16 protein-coding genes are annotated in these 18354 nt (G+C 41.5%); 7 read left to right on the top strand and 9 right to left on the bottom strand.

Features of this window, described 5'->3' with window-relative positions; genetic code table 11:
• Positions 1–69: 69 nt before the first annotated feature.
• The 9 genes from ACT3RM_RS02445 to ACT3RM_RS02485 all read right to left on the bottom strand — a co-directional run bounded on the left by ACT3RM_RS02445 (position 70) and on the right by ACT3RM_RS02485 (position 10354).
• Positions 70–459, bottom strand: coding sequence for a DUF3859 domain-containing protein (locus ACT3RM_RS02445; protein WP_441834762.1), 390 nt, complete (start codon positions 457–459; stop codon positions 70–72).
• Entirely contained in the window at positions 452–2272 is a 1821-nt protein-coding gene (locus tag ACT3RM_RS02450) for a protein kinase domain-containing protein (protein WP_441834763.1), read from the bottom strand. Before ACT3RM_RS02450 ends, ACT3RM_RS02445 begins: the two co-directional genes overlap by 8 nt.
• Before the next feature lie 463 nt (positions 2273–2735).
• Positions 2736–3509 (bottom strand): SDR family oxidoreductase, encoded by a 774-nt coding sequence (locus tag ACT3RM_RS02455; protein WP_441834764.1) that lies wholly within the window; start codon positions 3507–3509, stop codon positions 2736–2738.
• Positions 3510–3518: 9 nt separating this feature from the next.
• Positions 3519–4409, bottom strand: coding sequence for a 3-hydroxyisobutyrate dehydrogenase (gene mmsB, locus ACT3RM_RS02460; protein WP_441834765.1), 891 nt, complete (start codon positions 4407–4409; stop codon positions 3519–3521).
• Between the two features lie 4 nt (positions 4410–4413).
• Positions 4414–5559 carry an enoyl-CoA hydratase/isomerase family protein gene (locus tag ACT3RM_RS02465; protein WP_441834766.1) on the bottom strand — a complete coding sequence of 382 codons (1146 nt, stop codon included), beginning with the start codon at positions 5557–5559 and terminating at the stop codon, positions 4414–4416.
• Positions 5559–6338 carry an enoyl-CoA hydratase gene (locus ACT3RM_RS02470; protein ID WP_441834780.1) on the bottom strand — a complete coding sequence of 260 codons (780 nt, stop codon included), beginning with the start codon at positions 6336–6338 and terminating at the stop codon, positions 5559–5561. Before ACT3RM_RS02470 ends, ACT3RM_RS02465 begins: the two co-directional genes overlap by 1 nt.
• Positions 6339–6348: 10 nt before the next feature.
• Positions 6349–7506 (bottom strand): acyl-CoA dehydrogenase family protein, encoded by a 1158-nt coding sequence (locus tag ACT3RM_RS02475; RefSeq protein ID WP_441834767.1) that lies wholly within the window; start codon positions 7504–7506, stop codon positions 6349–6351.
• A gap of 89 nt (positions 7507–7595) precedes the next feature.
• Positions 7596–9086, bottom strand: a complete 1491-nt coding sequence (locus ACT3RM_RS02480; RefSeq protein ID WP_441834768.1) for a CoA-acylating methylmalonate-semialdehyde dehydrogenase — start codon at positions 9084–9086, stop codon at positions 7596–7598.
• Between the two features lie 86 nt (positions 9087–9172).
• A complete protein-coding gene (locus ACT3RM_RS02485; RefSeq protein WP_441834769.1) occupies positions 9173–10354 on the bottom strand; it encodes an acetyl-CoA C-acyltransferase in 1182 nt (393 codons plus the stop codon).
• Between the two features lie 316 nt (positions 10355–10670).
• Between ACT3RM_RS02485 and ACT3RM_RS02490 the strand changes: the two genes are divergently transcribed.
• The 7 genes from ACT3RM_RS02490 to ACT3RM_RS02520 are packed head-to-tail and all read left to right on the top strand — an operon-like array spanning position 10671 to position 18343.
• The gene (locus ACT3RM_RS02490) at positions 10671–11105 is read left to right on the top strand and encodes a MerR family transcriptional regulator (protein ID WP_441834770.1); all 435 of its coding nucleotides are present in this window, start codon (positions 10671–10673) and stop codon (positions 11103–11105) included.
• 40 nt (positions 11106–11145) lie between these two features.
• Positions 11146–12321 carry an isovaleryl-CoA dehydrogenase gene (locus ACT3RM_RS02495; RefSeq protein ID WP_441834771.1) on the top strand — a complete coding sequence of 392 codons (1176 nt, stop codon included), beginning with the start codon at positions 11146–11148 and terminating at the stop codon, positions 12319–12321.
• An 11-nt stretch (positions 12322–12332) separates the two neighbouring features.
• A complete protein-coding gene (locus tag ACT3RM_RS02500; RefSeq protein ID WP_441834772.1) occupies positions 12333–13943 on the top strand; it encodes a carboxyl transferase domain-containing protein in 1611 nt (536 codons plus the stop codon).
• Between the two features lie 11 nt (positions 13944–13954).
• Complete coding sequence (locus ACT3RM_RS02505) at positions 13955–14725, top strand: enoyl-CoA hydratase/isomerase family protein (RefSeq protein ID WP_441834773.1); 771 nt, start codon at positions 13955–13957, stop codon at positions 14723–14725.
• 8 nt (positions 14726–14733) lie between these two features.
• Positions 14734–16701, top strand: coding sequence for an acetyl-CoA carboxylase biotin carboxylase subunit (locus ACT3RM_RS02510; protein WP_441834774.1), 1968 nt, complete (start codon positions 14734–14736; stop codon positions 16699–16701).
• Positions 16701–17642, top strand: coding sequence for a hydroxymethylglutaryl-CoA lyase (locus tag ACT3RM_RS02515; protein ID WP_441834775.1), 942 nt, complete (start codon positions 16701–16703; stop codon positions 17640–17642). Before ACT3RM_RS02510 ends, ACT3RM_RS02515 begins: the two co-directional genes overlap by 1 nt.
• Positions 17642–18343: a CoA transferase subunit A gene (locus ACT3RM_RS02520; protein WP_441834776.1), complete on the top strand. Its 702-nt coding sequence runs from the start codon at positions 17642–17644 to the stop codon at positions 18341–18343. Before ACT3RM_RS02515 ends, ACT3RM_RS02520 begins: the two co-directional genes overlap by 1 nt.
• Positions 18344–18354: the final 11 nt, after the last annotated feature.

The raw sequence follows: 18354 nt of genomic DNA on the forward strand, positions 1-18354 counted from the left end.
GGGTTCTAAACGCCCCGCTAATCATTATTTATACTCTATTGCTCTTCATAAGGCATTTTTGTTGCAGCTCTAGGAAAGTTTAACTTTAAATGTTTTCTCAGCAATGATTTTACCATTTAATTCAAGTGTCATTCGCCAATCACCTACTTTATTTTCTATCGGTGCCCATAAAGTATCACCTAGATAAAAGTCCCAATTATTATCTTTTACATACTCAACACCATTAAAAGGTGGCATTACTTCACCGTCTTTATCCGGTATATCTGGATGATAAATGCAGTAATGTAGTTTTTCACCCTTTGCTTTTTTAATATTAATAATAAAACCAAATTCAATATCAAGCTGCGCATTTACCTTGGTTGTAAAAGCTTCAATCTGCGGTAAGGCCTTAGACTTCTCGTCCCAATGTGTATAAATACCATAGCTTTGCATGTTGATTATCGGTGTTGATTTAGCCATTAATCTCTCTGGGGTTTTTTGGATAAAAATGATCGTTTTGCTTTACACATAAATTAAATTCTCGGGTATTTTTATAAGGTAGCTTCATAAAACCTGCTACGCCAACATCGGTTATACTCACGGCATATTGCATTAACTTATCAAGCAAGCGCTTAAATTCCCCCTCTTTACTTGCATCAAGTAATCGGTAGTAATGGTGTATTTTCATCCTATCTGGCAAGGCTTCAAAGATAATACATCCGGTATGATGAATTTGATTAAGTTCAAAGACACAGCGGATTACTTTTTTAGGAAGTTGTAATTGCTCATCAGGATCTTTACCGTCTTCAAAATAAGAGTGTGGTCTTGTTACATCAGCCGCAGTAACATCCATTACTTCATAATTTAATTCGGGTAACTGGTCAAACTTAAAAGCCCCAGTGCCATCACGCTCTAATTGAATAGTTCTACGGGCATCAAATAAACAACATTTAAATAAGCCTTTTTGGCTTATCCCTTGCGCCAGCATTACAGTGTTATTTATTGCATCAGTAAATGCTAAATCAAGATTTTCATCGTGCATAATTAAAGATGATTCAACGAATAATGAGTCTTGTTTCCAATGAAAGCTTAGGCCCCCTACTACAGGATATTTTGCTAAGCGACTTATTGAAGCTAGAAAGGCTTTTTCTGTATCACCGGTATCAAATAAAAACTCTTTATAATACCTATCTAATTGGGCATCGTTTACGTCAAGTAAGTGATGTTCATGATCAGCTTGGCGTAAAAACTGTTTTCGTGAGCTATAAACGACAGTATCAGGCAAATCGTCTGTTTCACTATACCAAAAAGGAATGATCGCTCGCACAGCTTGGCGTTGTAATTCAGGTAAATATGCTTTAGCAATGCTTGGCATATTTCGCATAAAATAATTACCAGCGTCATCACGCGTGGCTTTATCTTTTGCCAGCATGCCGTCAATAACTTTAGCAAGCTCTTGCGGTAGGTATAAACTGGTTGCCGGGATCACACTTGCACCAAACCGACATGATTGCGCTGAAGCGAGTGCATATAGTGTAGCTGCTACTCCTTGCTCATCAAAACGCGGGGAAGATTTTTCCCCCGACATTTGAGCTTCACCGATAAAGTACACATCACCCATTCGTGCATTTGTTGTACTTAAATCTGCAGACATTAAATCCATAAAGTTGCTAGCTATAGGGTTTCCATCACTATCTACTTGGGCATACACAGAGCTCCCCCAGTCAACCAGTGATAGCTTATGGTACGTTTCGTCATAAACGATATTCGAAGGCTTGATATCACCATGGACTATAGGCTGGGGGGTGATGCCATTTTTATGATTACGTAAATCAAGCAGTACATTGCGCAACTTTAAAGCCAGCGCCATTATTTGTGCTGCGTTAAAACGCCCTTGCTTTAGGGATATTTTTTCCAGATCCTCCCCAAGAGCGCGCTCCATCATCAGAATGCCCTGCTTTTTTATACGCTCAAAAGCATAAAACTCGGGTACTAAAGGGTTATTCACTTGTGAGAGCATATAGGCTTCATCCTCAAGCCTATCTCGTACACTTTGCGCAAGTGTTATTCGGGAAAATTTAAAAACCCACGGTTTTCCTTCGTCATCAATTCCTGCGAACACGAAACCAAATGCCCCAGAGCCGATCATTTCAACGTCACTATAACCAAGGTTAGTAAGCTGTTTAATACAGATATTTAACCATTGGCGATGTTTTTTCGCATCATGATGGGAGAGCAAATAAACCGATTGCTCTTCATTGATATAAAAATTGCGGATTTCTTTGGGGTTCACTACACAAACTCAGTTTAAAGTAAAGCAGCTACTCATCTGGGTAGCTTTCAATTATTGATTTTATAATCGTTAATTACAAGCTTTAAGCCTGTTGTTTAAAATGTAAAACTTTAGTTTTATCAAAAATAAGCTGTTTCTGTACCCGCGCTATTAATTTATTAAATTAGCAATTAATTTTTACCAAAAGCGTGTTTCACCATTCTTTTTAGTTAAGTAAAAAATTATACCCAACCGCGTAGTAACTCTAAAGTAATAAACAAAGGTGCTGAAAACTATTTACGAATAAAAGTGAATAAGTTTGCACATTAAAGATCAACAATAATAACCAGCTAATTCTAACAAATTAGAATATAAGATGTTAGTAAACATAATTTAACTTTATAAACGTAGTACAAAAGGCATAACTCAATTAAAGTTATGCCTTTTTAGTTAAACTAATCATTGATTTACTTCATGAATTGTTTTACAAACGAATACCGCCGTCTATTTCAATTACACGACCAGAGAAAAAGTCGTTTTCAACAATATATTTCGCTGTTTGAGCAATTTCATCTGCTTCGCCAAAGCGCCCAACCGGTGTTACTGCAAGCATACGTTGCTTTGCTTCTGGCTTCATGGCATCGGTCATCTTGGTGCGTATAACACCAGGGGCAATCGCACCAACACGAATGCCAAACCGGCCAAGTTCTTTAGCCCACCCTGTAGTCATTGACACCACACCGGCTTTGGATGCCGCGTAGTTAGTTTGCCCAATATTACCCGCACGGGCAACACTCGACATATTGACAATTACGCCGCCTTTGCCTGACTCAATCATATGACTTGCAGCTTCACGTCCTGCTAAAAATACCCCAGTGAGATTAACATCAATCACTGATTGAAATTGTGACAATGACATTTTATCTACAACTTTTCCCTCTTTGGCTTTAATAAACATGCCATCTCGTAGAATACCCGCATTATTAATAAGCACCCCGATGTAACCAAAATCGGCGTTAATGGTATTAAAAGTATTGACCATTTCGTCTTCGTCAGTCACATCAGCAGCGTACGCTTTAACGGTTGTGCTGTGTTTAGCCGTGTGAACACTTAGCATAGCAACAGCGTCGTCAAGTATTGATTGCTGCATATCAATAAGGGCGATATTAGCGCCCATAACTGCAAATTTTTCAGCCATTGCCAAGCCTAGTCCTTGTGCGCCACCAGTAATTACAATGTTGTTGTTTTTAATATCCACAACACACTCCTACTTTGAAAATAATTTAAATATGGCGCTAAAGTCATCACTTCCTGCGCCTTTGTGTTGTAGCATAGTGTATAAGTTCTTAGCCATAGCACCCATTGGCGTAACCGAGTTACTTTGCTGGGCTGACTCCATCGCAAGGCCTAAATCTTTAGCCATTAAGTCGACCATAAAGCCCGGTTTATAATCATTACTTGCGGGGCTATTTTCCATCACACCAGGGCATGGGTTATAAAGTTCAAGTGTCCAATTTCGCCCAGAACTTGCGGCCATAATATCGCTAAGCACTTTGACATCTAAACCATTATTAATACCCATTTGTAGAGCTTCGCTGGTACCCGCCATTAAAATACTCAGCAGCATGTTATTGCAAATTTTAGCGACTTGTCCTGCCCCCACTTGCCCGGCATGGAAAATATTTTTCCCCATATCATCAAGAGCCGATTTTGCTTTGGCAAAATCACTTTGTTCACCACCGACAATAAAGGTAAGCGTACCTGCGGTTGCACCTGAAACTCCTCCTGATACTGGTGCATCCACAAAGCTAATGCCCTTAGCGCCAAGTTCACTGCCGACATGGCGTGCCGATTCTGCATCAATAGTTGAACAATCTACTACTAAAGTGTTTTCAGCAAGTGCATGGATAAGCCCAGCTTCGCCTAAATAAAGTGATTTAACATGCTTACTCGCAGGTAGCATACTAATTAGTAGCTCAGCACCTTTTGCACATTCACTGGCGCTTTTTGCCGCTATTGCGCCTTGCTTTTCAAGGTCGGTCACAGCCATCTCATTTAAGTCAAAGACTCTTACAGTGTGGCCTGCTTTAATTAGATTAGCTGCCATTGGGCCGCCCATATTACCTAAGCCGATAAAACCAATCGTTAATTTAGCCATTATATTATCCTTGAGTTAACAGTTTAAGTGGGTGAGCTTGTTCATCCCATCGTGGTGTGAAAAAGCTAGCTAACAGTGCTTCATCAATTTCATTAATCGACTTAAACTGCCAGTTAGGTTTTCCGTCTTTATCAACTAACAAAGCACGTACACCTTCTTGAAATTCACCCACTTCAGCACAACGAACTGAAATACCTAGCTCCATTTTAAAACACTCTATAAGCGTTTTATGTTGAGAGTTTTTAAGCTGTTGCTCAACCAATGCAGAGCTTAATGGACAACCATGCGCTAATGCTTTTTGTGCTCGTAATAGCCACTTATCATCCGTTTCAAGACCGTGGATGTAATCAACTTTACTTTGTAAATCATTAAATTTGCCCAGCTTTTGAATTGTGGCTAAATTAGCTTTTACATTCCCCTTTGGCATACGACCTGATAAACTTTCTATTTGAATAAGTAACTTGGTAAGTTTGTCATGGTTAAGTGATGAAGTTTTACTCCACTTTTCACTAACTATCGCGCTTAAAATACTCTCGTACTTGTCGCTGCTTGCATAGTGATCGGCAAGCTTCACGAACAATGCATCGTCGCAATTCATTGAAGCAGATGTTAGCCCTAAAAATAAACCGACTTGTTCAGGCATTTTATGTAAAAAATAACTGCCACCAACATCCGGATACAATCCTATAGTTTGCTCAGGCATAGCAATACGCGAAGTTTCGGTTACCACGCGGTGGCTAGCACCTGCCATTAAACCTAAGCCGCCCCCCATTACAATGCCATTACCCCATAGTAATATGGGCTTGTCATAGCAATGAATTAAGTAATCTAAGCGATACTCACAAGCAAAGTAATCTTGAATATAGTTTTCGGGTTGCTTGGTTTTCATAACCCCATGCAAGCTTACAACATCCCCGCCTGCACAAAAGGCTTTATCACCTGCGCCCTTTAAAATGACCATCGCAATAGCATCATCATCTGCCCACAATCGCAATTGGGGTTCTAATAACTTGATCATGTCAAAATTAAGAGCGTTAAGTGCTTTAGGCGAATTTAAAGTCGCAATACCAATTAAGCTGCCATTATCTGCACTTGCAGTTTCAAACATCACAGGTGCATCAGCCTCATTTAATAGTGTTAAATCAACCATTATCCGTTTACCCAGTTTGCTTTGCGTTTATCTAAAAAGGCATTCACGCCTTCGCGCTGATCTTCGCTATCAAACAAGCCAATAAATAACTCACGTTCAAGTGGTAATACATTGGCCATTGGTTGAGTACGCCCTTTTTGTATTAGCGTTTTACAAGCACTTACTGCAACAGGACTTTGCTCAGCCACTTGGTTGGCAAGTTTTAAGGCGCTTGTAAAGCTTTCACCTTTAGCAACAACTTCTTCGACAAGGCCTATTTGTAAGGCTTTATCTGCTTTTAGACGCTCGCCGCATAAAATCATTCGTTTTGCCCAGCCTTCGCCGACAAGCCAAGCAAGGTTTTGTGTACCACCGGCGCACGGTAACAAGCCCACTTTAGCCTCAGGCAGTGCCATTTGAGTTTGCTCTTCTGCAATTCGAATATCGCAAGCAAGCGCAACTTCAAGACCCCCTCCCATGGCATAACCATTAATTGCCGCGATTGAAACTCCACGAAAATTGCTCAGTGCTTCAAATGCATCACCAAACACTTTTGACATAGTAGCAGCAACGCCTTTATCGCCTTCGGCAAACATATTTAAATCTGCACCGGCACTAAAAAATTTTTCACCTTCACCAGTTAATACCAATGAATATATATTTTTATTATCGTTCAATTCATAAACTGTATTTTTTAAAGTGGTTAAGGTGTCTTCAGTCCATGTATTTGCTGGCGGATTATTCATGGTCAATATGGCAACATGACCTTCAATAGTTAAATCTATACTTGGGTTTGACATCATAGTCTCCTTATAAAATATCGCTGGCAGATTCGGCTAAAATACAACGCGCAATGATCACACGCATAATTTCGTTCGTTCCTTCTAGTATTTGGTGAACACGTACATCACGCACATGACGCTCAAGCGGGTATTCTTTGATATAACCGTAGCCGCCGTGAATTTGCAGCGCATCATCACATACTTTAAAGCCAACATCGGTAGCAAAGCGTTTTGCCATGGCGCAATAAGTTGTTTTTTCACTATCGCCGGTATCAAGCTTAAAGGCAGCTAATCTCACCATTTGGCGTGCTGCAACTAGTTCAGTGTTCATATCAGCCAGTTTAAATTGCAATGCCTGAAATGCAGCCAAAGGCTTACCAAATTGATGACGTTCTTTTAAGTATTCACGGGCTGTATTTAAGGCTGCTTGCGCTGTACCTAGTGAACAGGTCGCGATATTAATTCGCCCACCATCTAAACCTTGCATAGCAAATTTAAAGCCTTCGCCTTCGCTGCCTAATAAGTTATGCGCAGGAATACGTACTTCTTCAAAACTAATTAAACGAGTCGGTTGAGCGTTCCAGCCCATTTTTTCTTCGGCTTTACCGTATTCAACACCACTTGCATCAGCAGGTACTAAAAATGCTGAAATACCTGCAGCACCTTCGCCGCCAGTACGCGCCATAACAACAAGCACCTCTGTTTCTCCTGCACCAGAGATAAACATTTTTGAGCCACTTATTACATACTCATCACCTTCGCGTACAGCTTTGGTTTTAAGTGACGCAGCATCTGATCCTGAGCCAGGCTCGGTTAAACAATATGATGCTAGTAACTTGCCCATTACTAATTGCTCGCAGTACGCTGATTTCACTTGCTCTGTGCCAAAGCTTGTGATCATCCAGGTTGCCATATTATGGATAGTTAACATCGCAGTAGTAGCTGTGCAGCCCATAGCTAATTGTTCGAAAATAATGCTCGAATCAAGACGAGAAAGACCTAAACCGCCCGCTTCTTCTGGGCTGTAAAGTCCACAAAAACCAAGTTCACCTGCGGCTTTGATAGTGTCTTTTGGAAAAATATGTTCGCGGTCCCATTTAGCTGCATGTGGCGCAAGCTCAGTTTGTGCAAACTGGCGAGCCGTATCGGCAAAGGCTTGTTGATCTTCGGTTAAATTAAAGTCCATGATAGACCTCTTATTTTAAATTGTGTGTTGTCAAAATAGTGATGAACGTTAATAACTTAGCGTTCATCTTTTTTATTGTTTTAAGTTGATTATTTAAGGTTAATACTCATATTTGGGCCTGAGGCAATATCATCTTCAAACCAACGAGAGGTAACCGTTTTTGTCTCGGTGTAAAAGCGAATGCCTTGTTTGCCGTAAGTATGCTGGTCGCCATAAAATGAGCCTTTCCAACCTGTAAACGAGAAGAACGGCAGCGGCACAGGAATTGGTACGTTAATTCCTACTTGTCCTACCTCTATTTCATGTTGGAATTTACGCGCTGCTGCACCGTTTGAGGTAAACAACGACGTACCATTACCGTATGGTGACGCATTAATAAGTGTTATCGCCTCTTCAAGGGTATCAACAAACATACAGGCGAGTACTGGGCCAAAGATTTCTTCTTTGTATAAGTCCATTTCGGTGGTGACATCGCTAAACAACGTTGGACCTACCCAGTTACCTTGCTCGTAACCTTCTACCATGTAATCTGAGCCATCAATCAAACACGTTGCACCTTGTTTTTTACCGCCAGCAATAAGCGATAAAATACGCTTTTTTGCCGCTTTTGATGTTTGAGGGCCGTATGCGGCGTCTTTATCATCCCAAACTCCAGGACGAACGTTTTCAAAACCGGCTTTAATATCATCAACCCAGTCTTTTGCTTGGCCTACAAATACTCCAACTGAAATACCCATACAACGTTGACCTGCCGCCCCTACTGAAGCACCGACAAGGTTGTTAACCACATGCGATTTACTTGAGTCTGGCATAATTACCATGTGGTTTTTAGCACCCACACATGCTTGTACACGCTTTAAATTAGCAGTGCCTTTTGAGTAAATATATTCACCTACACCACAGGAGCCTACAAACGAAATAGCACGCACAATTGGATCTTCTAATAAACGGTCAACTTGCGGCTTAGTACCATGTACAACTTGTAATACGCCCTTTGGCGCGCCTGCTTCAACAAATAGTTCAGCTAAGCGCATTGGCGTTAATGGATCTTGTTCAGAAGGTTTTAAAATAAAGGTATTACCGCACACAATGGCTAAAGGAAACATCCAAAGTGGGATCATCGCAGGAAAGTTAAACGGCGTTACACCAGCACAAACACCCAATGGTTGCATATAAGATACAGTATCTATTTTACGTGCCACGTTTTCCATCGTCTCGCCCATCATTAATGAAGGGGCATTAGCCGCTTGCTCAACAACTTCAATACCACGCCAGACATCACCTTTTGCATCTTCAAACGTTTTACCTAGTTCGTGGCAAATAATGGTTGCGAGCTCGTCGTGATGCTCTTTTAAAAGCGCTGCGTACTTCATCATTATGCGGGCACGCTCTGAAATAGGCACTTCTTTCCATGCTTTAAAGGTTTCAGCGCCAGAGCTAATAGCTGCATCCATTTCAGCGTCTGTAGCACAAGGTACTTTTGCTAGTACCTCTTGATTAGCAGGGTTGATCACGTCAATTAATTCTTTTGAACTTGATTGGGTAAATTCGCCGTTTATGAATAATGGTACTTGGTGCATAATGCACTCCTCGTCTGAGGGTAAATAGTGAAACCGCAGCTAATTATTATTAAGAGGCACTGCGGCTGTGAGAGATTAAAAATGTATTAATAGGCTTCAACTGCCATTGCCACGGCTTCGCCACCACCGATACACAGTGAAGCAACTCCTTTTTTAAGACCTTTATTTTTAAGAGCATGAACTAAAGTAACTAAAATTCGTGCACCACTGGCACCAATTGGGTGACCTAATGCACAAGCGCCGCCATTAACATTTACTTTGTTTTCATCAATTTTTAACTCATTAATTGCAAGCATAGTTACCATTGCAAATGCTTCATTAATTTCCCAAAGGTCAACGTCATCGACGCTCCAGCTCGCTTTTTCAAGTAGGGACCTCATAGCACCCACAGGAGCTACGGTAAATTCACTTGGCGCTTGAGAATGCGTAGTGTGTGCAATAATTTTACATAAGGGGGTTAAATTTTGTGCTTTAGCGTCTGATTCACGCATTAACACAAGCGCGGCCGCACCATCTGAAATTGACGAAGAATTTGCCGCGGTTATAGTGCCATCTTTTTTAAATGCGGCGCGCAAGTTTGGAATTTTATCAGGGCGTGCATTGCCTGGTTGCTCGTCAAAACTCACGGTTACATCACCTTTACGGGTAGAAATTGTATGCGGCGCAACTTCGTTACTAAAAGCGCCACTTTCTATCGCTGTATTAGCTTTAGTTAACGAGGCAACCGCAAAATCATCCATTTGTTTGCGACTAATACCATATTGATCGGCAGTGTCTTGTGCAAAACAGCCCATTGCTTTGTTATCGTAAGCATCTTCAAGGCCATCGCTCATCATATGATCTTTAATTTCACCGTGACCCATACGCATTCCGCCACGTGCTTTAGGAATAAAGTAAGGCGCGTTGCTCATACTTTCCATACCACCAGCAATTGCACTATTAATTGAACCTGCACTAATTAAATCATGAGCCAACATAGTGGCTTTTAAGCCTGAACCACATACTTTATTAATGGTCGTTGCTCCTGTACCTTGCTTAAGGCCTGCTTTTAGCATGGCTTGGCGTGCAGGTGCTTGGCCAAGGCCTGCAGGCAGTACGCAACCCATAATTACTTCATCAATTGATTCGGTATTTAAACCGGCATCAGCTAGAGTACTTTGAATAGCAGTAGCACCAAGTTCAGTGGCATCAGCTCCACTTAGTACACCCATAAAGCCCCCCATTGGGGTGCGTTTTGCTGCTACAATAACAACGGCGTCGGTAGTCATAATTGGCTCCATGTTTTTAGTTATCATTTATCAGTTAATTAATAAACTAATTTAATTCTTTGTATAAAAGCATACATAAGATTTACGTTTACGCCAACGTAAATCTAAAATCAACGTTTTTGCGGTAAAATAAACTGTAAAGTTTTTTGTTTTTTGTGTTTACAGTGGCAAAAAACACCTCGCAAAGGCTTACTTAACATATAAACCTAACTTGATAACTTCCATTTTTAGAAGTCTAATGTATAAGTTCTAGATACCACTTTACCTTTACGTAAACTTCACTTATATTGGGTGTATTAGAATGAGGGAACACAACATGAAACGAGACAATCAAACAAATTTTGAAAGTTCTGCGGCAGAGCCTGCAAGTCACGAGCAAACGTTTAGTATTAGTGAATTAGCTAAAGAATTTGATATTACAACCCGCTCAATTCGCTTTTACGAAGACCAAGGCTTGATTTCACCTGATCGTAATGGCCAAACCCGCATTTATTCAAAACGAGACAAAGTACGCTTAAAGCTTATTTTACGCGGTAAGCGTTTAGGTTTTACACTTGCTGAAACAGGTCGCTTGTTTGAACTTTATGATGCAGATAAATCAAGCGCCAAGCAGTTAGTAACTATGCTCGATTTAATCGCAGATAAGAAAGCTGACTTAAGCCAACAAATGGATGACATTAAAGTTGTTTTAATGGAGTTGGTTACAGCAGAACGTCGTTGTCGTGAAACCCTCAACAACTTAGACGACTAACCTATTACTAATCGTCACAGACTCTCACAGGAACTTATTTATGAGCACTATTTCCCTTTATAAAGAAATGAATTTTGGCCTTGGTGAAACCGCTGATATGATCCGCGATCATGTTAATAGTTTTGCCAGTCAAGAAATCGCGCCACTGGCTGAAAAAACTGATATAGACAACGAGTTTCCAAATCAGTTATGGCCACAACTAGGTGAAATGGGCTTATTAGGAATGACTGTCTCTGAAGAGTTTGGTGGCGCAGGCTTAGGTTACCTTGAACATGTAATTGCAATGGAAGAGGTAAGCCGCGCAAGTGCCTCTATTGGTTTAAGCTATGGCGCGCATTCAAATTTATGTGTTAACCAAATTAACCGTAACGGTAATCAAGCACAAAAAGAAAAATTCTTACCTAAGTTAATTAGCGGTGAGCATATTGGTGCATTAGCTATGAGCGAACCTAATGCAGGCTCTGATGTAGTTTCAATGAAACTTAAAGCCGAGAAAAAAGGCGATAATTACGTACTTAACGGTAATAAAATGTGGATCACTAACGGTCCTGATGCACACACCTTTGTTATTTACGCAAAAACTGATTTAAACGCCGGCGCTAAAGGGATTACTGCCTTTATTGTTGAAGCTGACACTCCTGGGTTTTCAACAGCCCAAAAGCTCGACAAATTAGGTATGCGTGGCTCAAATACCTGTGAGCTCGTATTTGAAAACTGCCAAATACCAAAAGAGAACATTTTAGGTAACTTAAACGAAGGCGTTAAAGTATTAATGAGTGGCCTAGATTATGAGCGAGTAGTGCTCGCTGCAGGCCCACTTGGCATTATGCAAGCGTGTATGGATATTGTTGTACCTTATGTACACGAGCGTAAACAGTTTGACACCCCTATCGGCCAGTTCCAACTTATTCAAGGCAAGATAGCCGATATGTATACACAAATGAACGCGGCTCGTTCGTATGTTTATACTGTAGCACGTTCATGTGATCGTGGTGAAACCACCCGAAAGGATTCAGCAGGCGCTATTTTATATGCTGCTGAACTTGCTACTAAAATGGCTCTTGATGCGATTCAAATTTTAGGCGGTAATGGTTATATAAACGAGTACGCAACGGGTCGATTACTACGTGACGCAAAGCTTTATGAAATTGGTGCGGGCACTTCAGAAATTCGCCGCATGTTAATTGGTCGCGAACTGTTCACTGAAAGCCGATAGGATAAAACGCTATGACGATTTTAAAATCGAGTGTTAACCCACACGACCCACAGTTTGTAAAAAATCATCAAAACATGTCAGCTTTGGTCGATGACTTACAAACGCAAGTAAATCAAATTAGCCAAGGCGGTGGAGCTGCACTTATTGAGCGTCATCAAGATCGCGGTAAGTTATTTGTACGCGACCGTGTTGAAACACTATTAGATGAAGGATCTCCTTTTCTAGAGATTTCACAATTTGCTGCATTTGGCGTTTATGAACAAGCGATTCCATGTGCCGGTGTTGTTGCCGGTATTGGCCGTGTTAAAGGCGTTGAATGCATGATTGTGGCAAATGATGCCACCGTAAAAGGCGGTACTTATTTTCCGCTCACCGTTAAAAAGCATTTACGCGCACAAGATATAGCCGAGCGCTGTCACTTACCCTGTATTTATTTAGTCGATTCGGGCGGTGCAAACTTACCTGAGCAAGACGACGTATTCCCTGACAAGCTGCATTTTGGACGAATTTTTTATAACCAAGCACGTATGTCAGGTAAAGGCATTCCACAAATAGCGGTGGTAATGGGTTTGTGTACTGCAGGCGGTGCGTACGTACCTGCCATGGCAGATGAAAGCATTATAGTAAAAGAGCAAGGCACTATATTTTTAGCAGGTCCGCCGCTTGTAAAAGCCGCCACCGGTGAAGAAGTAACTGCCGAAGAACTAGGCGGCGCCGACGTTCACTGTAAAACATCAGGCGTTGCCGATCATTACGCTGAAAATGACGAGCATGCACTTTCTATTGCTCGCCAATGTATTGAACGCATTAATTATCAACGCCCTACTGCACCATTACTTGCTGAGGACGTAAAACCACCACGTTACGATATTAACGAACTTTACGGTGTTGTTGGCACAGACCTTAAAAAGCCATTTGATGTGCGCGAAGTTATAGCCCGTACTGTTGATGATTCGTCGTTTGATGAATTTAAACGCTATTTTGGCGATACCTTAGTCACAGGTTTTGCAAAAATATATGGCCACCCTGTCGGTATTGTCGCTAACAATGGCATCTTATTTAGTGAGTCTGCACAAAAAGGGGCTCACTTTATTCAACTATGCGCTCAACGAAATATTCCACTGGTATTTTTGCAAAATATTACCGGGTTTATGGTAGGTAAAAAATACGAAGCCGAGGGCATTGCTAAACACGGCGCAAAAATGGTAACGGCGGTTTCATGTGCTGACGTGCCAAAATTCACCATATTGATTGGTGGTTCTTATGGCGCTGGCAACTATGGTATGTGTGGCCGGGCATTTGAACCCACTATGATGTGGATGTGGCCAAATGCCCGTATTTCTGTGATGGGTGGTGAACAAGCCGCCGGCGTTATGGCACAGGTAAAGCAAGATGGTTTAGCCCGTAAAGGCGAAAACATGACTGAAGAACATATTAGTGAATTTAAAAAGCCGATTGTTGATCAGTACGAGCAACAAGGCCACCCCTATTATGCCAGTGCCCGCTTGTGGGATGACGGTATTATCGACCCAGCTGATACACGCAATGTATTAGGGCTTGCGCTTAGCGCTGCTAAAAATGCACCTAAACGTGATTCTCAGTTTGGTGTATTTAGAATGTAAAGGAGCACAGCATGTCAGTAACACTACAAATAACTAAATCAAATGTGGCTGTACTCCTATTAAGCCGCCCTGAAAAACGAAATGCGTTTAACGAACAAGTCATTCACGAGCTAATTCAATGTATTGAGCATGCAAACACGCTTAATATTTGTGCTTTAGTATTAAAAACCGAAGGTAAACATTTTTCAGCTGGTGCGGATTTGAATTGGATGAAGTCGATGGCTGAAAACAACTTTAGCGAAAATTTGGCTGACTCTAAACAACTCGCTAAATTAATGCATGTGTTAGCTACCTGCCCACACCCAACGATTTGCGCAGTTCAAGGCGCTGCTTTTGGTGGTGCGCTGGGTTTAATTGCCTGTTGTGATATTGCTCTTTGTAAAGACGATGCGCAATTTTGTTTAAGTGAAGTTAAGCTTGGTCTTATTCCAGCTGTTATAAGCCCTTACGTTATTAGAGCAATTGGGGAGCGCGCCGCACGCCGTTATTTTTTAACCGCAGAAGTATTTGATGCGCACACGGCTAAAAGCTTAGGGCTTATTCATCAAATAACAGGCGATTTAGACTGTGCGGTCCAAAAGATATTAGAAACACTATTAGACAATGGTCCATTGGCTGTTAAAGCCGCTAAACAGCTTATAAATGACGTTGCAGGGCATGAAATAAACGGCCAGATTATTAATTTAACTGCTGAGCGAATTGCAAATATTCGTGTTTCCGATGAAGGTCAAGAAGGCCTTAGTGCCTTTTTTGACAAACGTGCCCCTAACTGGCAGAAGTAGGATTACCCATGACAACATCTAGATTACAAAAAATCCTTATCGCAAACCGTGGTGAAATTGCCTGTCGGGTTATGCGCACCGCAAAGTTAATGGGATTAAGCACCGTTGCTGTTTATTCTGATGCAGATAAAAACGCTCAGCACGTTAAACTCGCCGATGAAGCATATCACATTGGCGCTGCGCCAAGTAAAGACTCGTACTTAGACATTAAAAAAATACTTTCAGTCGCTAAGCAAGCGGCCGTTGATTGCATTCATCCAGGGTATGGTTTTTTATCTGAAAACAGCGAGTTTGCTAAAGTATGTGAAACCAATAACATTGCATTTATTGGCCCACCAGCAAGTAGTATTGAAGCTATGGGCTCAAAAACACGTGCAAAAGAAATTATGGCAGCAGCCAATGTACCCTTAGTACCTGGTTATTATGGCGATAACCAAGACGCCGAGTTTTTACATGCTGAAGCTGAAAAAATTGGTTACCCAGTACTTATTAAAGCGGCCTTTGGCGGCGGCGGTAAAGGCATGCGCGTGGTTGAAAACAGTAAAGAATTTATGGACGCACTAGAAGGCGCCAAGCGCGAAGCCATTACAGGTTTTGGTAACGATCTTGTATTACTTGAGCGCTATGTCAATAAACCACGCCATGTTGAGGTTCAAGTGTTTGCTGATAGTCACGGCAACTGTGTTTATTTAGGCGATAGAGATTGCTCATTACAGCGCCGTCACCAAAAAGTAATTGAAGAAGCCCCTGCTCCAGGTTTGTCTGACGCGTTACGCAAAGAAATGGGTGAAGCGGCTGTACGCTGCGCGCAAGCGATTAACTACCGCGGCGCGGGTACTGTTGAGTTTTTATTTTGTGGTGATGAATTTTTCTTTATGGAGATGAACACCCGTTTACAAGTAGAACACCCGGTTACAGAAATGGTGACTGGCGTAGATTTAGTTCAATGGCAAATAAATGTCGCAGCAGGTAAGCCGCTTCCTTTAAAGCAAGCTGATATACAAACGCAAGGCCATAGTTTTGAAGCGCGTATTTATGCAGAAGATCCAAGCAATGACTTTATTCCTTGCTCAGGGTATATAACAGCGTTGAACATACCTGCTGAATCTGAGTTTATACGTGTCGACACTGGTGTTGCCTGTGGCGATGAAATAAGTCCATTTTACGATCCGATGATCGCAAAATTAATTGTACACGATGATAACCGTGATGCTGCTCTTGGGCGTTTATCAACAGCACTTGAGCAATTTCATCTAGCGGGCTTTAGCTGTAACGTAAACTTTTTACATACCCTTGCAAACCACGAAGTCTTTAAGCAAAGCGCACCAAACACGCATTTTATTGCCGATGAAGGTAAAGAACTCGTCGCCGTCGATACTGATCTTACAAAAGTAAGTACTATCATTGCTGCTTTTAGCTATGCTGTTGGATTAGCTGGATGCGAGGCGAATGCATGGCAACAGTTATCGGGTTTTAAATTAAATAGCGCCAGAGTCATCAAAATACCGTTTGTTGATCACGATGAAATCACAGCCACTAAAACCGCTGAGGGCTATACAATCAGTCTTCAAGGGGTTGACTATACAGCATCAGGTACTGTGAATAATAGCTTGTGGAATGTATTTATTAATGGTGATAAACACACCGCTCATGTCTATAGTACAGGTGCTGACATTACTGTAATGGTAAACGCACTACAGGCACATTTTGAGTTATTAAGTAAACACTATATTAGTGACCATGAAAGCGATGCCCTTCCGCTTGCAGCCCCACTTAATGGTACTGTTGTGAAGCACTTAATGGCGATTGGCGATACTGTCACCAAAGGTAACGCAGTGGTAATTATTGAAGCCATGAAAATGGAATACACCTTAACTGCGCCACACAATGGTGTATTAAAAAGCTACTGCTTCGCTGAAGGTCAACTAGTGAGCCATGGCAACCTTCTTGCTATTGTTGAGGATGAGGAGGCGTAATGGCTGACAGTGCAAACAACCTACCAAAACATGTCCGTATTGTTGAAGTCGGCCCTCGTGATGGCTTACAGAATGAAACAAGTGTTAGTACAGATGACAAGGTAGCGCTTATCACCGCTTTAGCAAAAGCGGGATTGAAAGATATTGAAGCTGGCGCCTTTGTATCCCCGAAATGGGTGCCTCAAATGGCTGACTCCACTGACGTAATTAATCAGCTAAATAAGTGCCCGGAACTTAATAATATAAATTTTAGCGCGCTTACGCCAAACTTACGCGGCGGCGAATCAGCTCATCAAGCAGGCATTAAAGAGTTTGCAATTTTTACCGCTGCCAGTGAGGTATTTTGCCAAAAAAACATTAACTGCTCAATTGATGAAAGTATCGACCGCTTTAAAGATGTGATGGACTTTGCTAAACAGCATGATATTCGCGTACGGGGCTATGTTAGCTGCGTTATGGGGTGTCCATATCAAGGTGATGTTGATATTGCAGATGTACTCAAAGTATCACAGCGACTACTTGAAATAGGCTGCTATGAAATAAGCTTGGGCGATACCATTGGAGTTGGTAATCCAAAAAAAGTAAATGCTCTACTAGACTTGCTATTAACGCATATTGATAAGTCCAAGCTTGCTGTACATTTTCATGATACTTACGGCCAAGCGCTCACAAATATTTACACGGCCCTAAACCGCGGTATAGCAACAGTTGACAGTGCAGTGTCTGGCCTTGGTGGTTGTCCTTATGCTAAAGGTGCGTCAGGGAATGTTGCCACCGAAGATGTTGTTTACTTACTACAAGGACTTGGCATTGAACATGGAATTGATTTAGAAAGACTAGCTAAAGCAGGTTGGATTATTTGTAGCACACTCAATAAACAACCCATGAGCAAGGTTTCTCTTGCGCTTAAAAACACCGTGAATAATGAAGGAGTAAGCTAATGGCCGGTTTCGATAAAGTAGTTTCAAGTTATGAAGCTGCAATGGCAGGTTTAAAAGATGGCGATACGGTTATCGCTGGAGGCTTTGGTCTTTGTGGTATTCCTGAGGGCTTAATTGCTGAAATAAAAAGAAAACGAACTCAAGCTCTTACGGTGGTATCAAACAATTGTGGAATCGACGATTTTGGTCTGGGCATTTTATTAAAAGACAAACAAATTAAAAAAATTGTGGCTTCTTATGTAGGTGAAAACGCCCTATTTGAACAGCAATTACTAAGCGGTGAAATTGATGTCGTACTTACCCCTCAAGGCACACTTGCTGAAAAAATGCGTGCGGGCGGTGCTGGAATACCTGCATTTTATACCGCCACAGGTTATGGCACACCGGTTGCTGAAGGCAAAGAAGTAAAAGAATTTGATGGTCGCCCGTATATTTTAGAAGAGTCGATCACGGGTGAGTTTGCAATTGTAAAAGCGTGGAAAGCAGACCGTTATGGCAATTTAGTGTTTCACCATACCGCGATGAACTTCAACCCAATGGCCGCCACAGCAGGTAAAATTACGGTCGCCGAAGTAGAAGAAATTGTAGAGCCAGGTGAACTTGAGCCAAGCCAAATTCATACTCCAGGTATTTTTGTTAACCGCGTGATTAAAGGTAATAACTTTGAAAAACGCATTGAACGTATCACTACTTGCGATTAAGGAGCAATAAC

Source organism: Pseudoalteromonas sp. AOP7-A1-14 (assembly GCF_052376275.1).
In the GTDB taxonomy this organism is placed as follows: Bacteria; Pseudomonadota; Gammaproteobacteria; order Enterobacterales; family Alteromonadaceae; genus Pseudoalteromonas.

Excerpts from the sequence above, each read along its gene's own strand:
- ACT3RM_RS02445 (WP_441834762.1), bottom strand. The coding sequence starts at position 459 with ATGGCTAAATCAACACCGATAATCAACATGCAAAGCTATGGTATTTAT.
- mmsB (WP_441834765.1), bottom strand. The coding sequence starts at position 4,409 with ATGGCTAAATTAACGATTGGTTTTATCGGCTTAGGTAATATGGGCGGC.
- ACT3RM_RS02465 (WP_441834766.1), bottom strand. The coding sequence starts at position 5,559 with ATGGTTGATTTAACACTATTAAATGAGGCTGATGCACCTGTGATGTTT.
- ACT3RM_RS02470 (WP_441834780.1), bottom strand. The coding sequence starts at position 6,338 with ATGTCAAACCCAAGTATAGATTTAACTATTGAAGGTCATGTTGCCATA.
- ACT3RM_RS02475 (WP_441834767.1), bottom strand. The coding sequence starts at position 7,506 with ATGGACTTTAATTTAACCGAAGATCAACAAGCCTTTGCCGATACGGCT.
- ACT3RM_RS02480 (WP_441834768.1), bottom strand. The coding sequence starts at position 9,086 with ATGCACCAAGTACCATTATTCATAAACGGCGAATTTACCCAATCAAGT.
- ACT3RM_RS02485 (WP_441834769.1), bottom strand. The coding sequence starts at position 10,354 with ATGACTACCGACGCCGTTGTTATTGTAGCAGCAAAACGCACCCCAATG.
- ACT3RM_RS02490 (WP_441834770.1), top strand. The coding sequence starts at position 10,671 with ATGAAACGAGACAATCAAACAAATTTTGAAAGTTCTGCGGCAGAGCCT.
- ACT3RM_RS02495 (WP_441834771.1), top strand. The coding sequence starts at position 11,146 with ATGAGCACTATTTCCCTTTATAAAGAAATGAATTTTGGCCTTGGTGAA.
- ACT3RM_RS02500 (WP_441834772.1), top strand. The coding sequence starts at position 12,333 with ATGACGATTTTAAAATCGAGTGTTAACCCACACGACCCACAGTTTGTA.
- ACT3RM_RS02505 (WP_441834773.1), top strand. The coding sequence starts at position 13,955 with ATGTCAGTAACACTACAAATAACTAAATCAAATGTGGCTGTACTCCTA.
- ACT3RM_RS02510 (WP_441834774.1), top strand. The coding sequence starts at position 14,734 with ATGACAACATCTAGATTACAAAAAATCCTTATCGCAAACCGTGGTGAA.
- ACT3RM_RS02515 (WP_441834775.1), top strand. The coding sequence starts at position 16,701 with ATGGCTGACAGTGCAAACAACCTACCAAAACATGTCCGTATTGTTGAA.
- ACT3RM_RS02520 (WP_441834776.1), top strand. The coding sequence starts at position 17,642 with ATGGCCGGTTTCGATAAAGTAGTTTCAAGTTATGAAGCTGCAATGGCA.